At 68.2% G+C, this 3,322-nt stretch carries 2 protein-coding genes; one reads left to right on the top strand and one right to left on the bottom strand.

Annotated features, from left to right (window positions below):
• Positions 1–782, bottom strand: a 782-nt coding sequence (locus Q0116_RS03225; RefSeq protein ID WP_297885456.1) for a hypothetical protein, incomplete at its 3' end; no start/stop codon positions are given.
• Positions 783–1,000: 218 nt separating this feature from the next.
• On the opposite strand from Q0116_RS03225, the gene ppk1 reads away from it, so the two are divergent.
• On the top strand, positions 1,001–3,322 hold a 2,322-nt coding region (gene ppk1, locus Q0116_RS03220; RefSeq protein WP_297885455.1), incomplete at its 3' end, for a polyphosphate kinase 1.

Below are 3,322 nucleotides of genomic sequence, written 5' to 3'. Positions count from 1 at the left end.
GGGCGCCGCCGATACAGGCCGACGACGAGCGGGAGGACGGGGAGCCGACCGCGCCGCGGGGAGAGCGCGTACTCGGACAGGTGAACGTCGACGGATCGGGCGCCGGTGTCGAGGTCGGCCGCCCACGGCGACTGGCGATACGCCTCGACCAGCCCACACCGTCGGAGGGAGCTGAGGGTGTCCGAGAGCGGGTCGTCGGCCACGTCGACGGGCGCCAGACGGGCCGCCGCGTCGGTGAGCACCGCGGCCTGTGCGGACGGCGCCAGCCGTCGATCGAGCGTCGCCGCGATGCGTTCGAGCAGGCACAGACAGAGGGTATCGGGATCCCTGACGGTTTCGGCGATGTCGGCGTAGGCGCCCATGGCCGCGCGTTCGGCGGCGTCGTGGCCGGCGTCCGACAGCGTCTCGAACACGGCGGCCGCGACGCGGTGGCAGAACTCGACCAGGTCCCGGTTCGACGGCTGGACGGTCGTCGCGTCGAGGACGGGCGCGGAGAGCGTCCACGCGTCCGGATCGGGGGCCGCCGTCGTGCGCTCCGCGTCGGCGTCCTGACAGACGATTACGTCGTAGTACGGGTAGCGCGGGTCGTACCGTCGGAGTTCGGCGCGATACCGCTCGACCGTTCGGGCGGCGGTGCGAGCGGACTCCCGGTCCGCGAACCGCGAGCCCGCGGCCGGGACCGGTCGGTCACCCGTGCGCCCGCAGACGAGGTAGTACGCGCCGTCGGCGCTCGCGAGGGCGTCGATGCGACCCCTGAGTTCGGCGAGCGTGCCGCCGATCATGCGACCGCGCCCCCGGCCGACCCGCGACGACGCGTCGCGCCCCATCGCCTCGAACGGGCGTCTCTCGGCTCCGTGCTCATAGTTTTAGGCCAGCCTAAAAGATAAAAAGCTTTTTGCCCAGCCGGGACCGGACCGGCCGCGCCCCGCCACGGTCCCGGTAGCTGCCAACGATAAGGTTTTACTCACGACCGGAGAAGGGAGTGGCACCGATCCGACCGATGCCAGAGCCACCCCTGAGCGATCCTACGTACTATCTCAACCGCGAACTCTCCGAGTTGGCCTTCCAAGAGCGCGTGCTCGCCGAAGGGCTCGACGAGCGCAATCCGCCGCTCGAACGCCTCAGATTCTTGGCGTATTTTACAAAAAACACCGACGAGTTCTTCATGAAACGGGTCGGCGGCCTAAAACAGCAGATAGACGCCGGGATCACCGAACCGGCCCCCGACGGCCGGACGCCGCGGGAGCAGTGGGAAGCGGTGCTGGAGACGGCACGACCCCTGTTTCGCCGGCAGACGGAGTGCTGGGAGGAGGCGCTCAAACCGGCGCTCGCGGACGCGGGTATCGAGGTTCTCGAACACGACGAGTTGACGGCGGCCGAACGGAAGCCGCTGCGGAGGTACTTCGAGGGGTCGATCCTCCCGACGCTGACGCCGCTCGCGTTCGATCCGGCGCATCCGTTTCCGTTCATCTCCAACCTCTCGATGTCGCTCGCGGTGCTCTCTCGCGACCACACGCGCGACGACGGCGACGTGACGTTCACGCGGATCAAGATTCCGCAGAACCAGCCCCGGCTGATCGAACTGCCCGACGAGTCGGACCGTTACGTCCTCATCGAGGACCTGATCGAGGCCAACCTCGACCTGTTGTTACCGAACCTCGACATCGTCGACGTCTCGAAGTTCAAGGTGACGCGCAACGCCGAAGTGCGCCGGAACGAGGAAGTCGCGGAGGACCTCATCGACATGATCGAGGAGGTCCTCGAACAGCGTCGGTTCGCGACGGTGGTCCGGCTGGAGGTGGCGGCCGACATGCCCGACCACTCGGTCGACGTCCTCACGGAACAACTCGGCGTGAGCGACCGCGAGGTGTTCCGGCGGGACGGACCGATCGACTTCGAGGACTTCTTTAGCCTCGTCGAGTTGGACCGGCCGGACCTGAGCCTTCCGTCGTGGTCGCCGCGGCCCCATCCACGGCTGGCGGCCAAGTCGGACGGGTCTCGGCTCGACAGGGACGAACTCTTCGCCGAAATCAGAGAGGGCGACGTACTCGTCCACCACCCGTATCACTCCTTCGAGCGGACGACCCAGCGGTTCCTCGAGGCGGCCGCCGCCGACCCGGACGTGCTCGCGGTCAAGGCGGCCATCTACCGCACGGCCAGCGACTCGAAAGTGATCCAGAGCCTCATCGACGCCGCGGACAACGGCAAGCAGGTGGCCGTGATGGTCGAGTTGAAGGCCCGCTTCGACGAACAGAACAACCTCGAATGGGTCCGCAAACTCGAGGAGAAGGGAATCCACGTCGCGTACGGAACCGTGGGGCTGAAAACGCACACCAAGACGGCGCTGGTGGTCCGGCAGGAAGCGGACGGTGTCCGCCTGTACTCCCACGTCGGCACGGGGAACTACCACTCCGAGACGGCGAAAGGCTACGTCGACCTCGGCGTCCTGACCGCGGACGAGGACGTGGGACAGGACCTCGCGAAGGTGTTCAACTTCTTTACGGGACCGACCCTCGACGACCGGTTCCGGAAGCTCCTCATCGCGCCCGTGACGATGCGTGACCGCTTCACCGAGTTCATTCGCCGCGAGGCGGACCACGCCCGGGCGGGGCGACGCGCCCGTATCGTCGTGAAGGTGAACGGACTGGAGGATCCTGCCATCGTCGAGGAACTGTACCGCGCGTCGATGGCCGGCGTCGATATCGACCTCGTCGTTCGGGATATCTGTCGGCTCCGGCCGGGGCTGACGGGGGTCAGCGAGAACGTCACCGTCCACTCGGTCGTCGGCCGCTTTCTCGAACACTCCCGGATCTTCTACTTCGAGAACGGTGGCGATCCGGAGTGGTACACCGGTTCGGCCGACTGGATGACCCGTAACCTCGACAACCGCGTGGAGGCAGTCACCCCCGTCGAGGACGTCTCCCTGCGCGAACAGCTGCGGTTCGTCCTCGAGGCGACGCTCGCGGACAACCGCCGGCGGTGGGTGATGGACGGTGATGGCAGCTACGAGCAGGTCACCCCGGACGCCGACGAACCGGTCCGTGACACACAGGAGCTGCTGATGGCGGCGACCGATGCGGCGGTCGAACGCGGACACGGCCCCGGACTGGTAGCCGACCGGGAGGGGATCGAGAGCGACCTGTTGGTCGAACCGGTCGCCGACGCGGCTCCCGCGTCGACCGACGGCACGACGCCGGACGGGTCGGGCGACCCGGCACCGGACGTCGGCGGGGACGACGACGCCGCGGGCGACCCGGCACCGGACGTCGGCGGGGACGACGACGCCGCTGGCGACCCGGCACCGGACGTCGGCGTGGACGAC

Source organism: uncultured Halorubrum sp. (assembly GCF_937146585.1).
Taxonomy (GTDB): domain Archaea; phylum Halobacteriota; class Halobacteria; order Halobacteriales; family Haloferacaceae; genus Halorubrum; species Halorubrum miltondacostae.
Note: the sequence above shows the minus strand (reverse complement) of the source record. Positions and strands in the feature narration are given on the sequence as shown.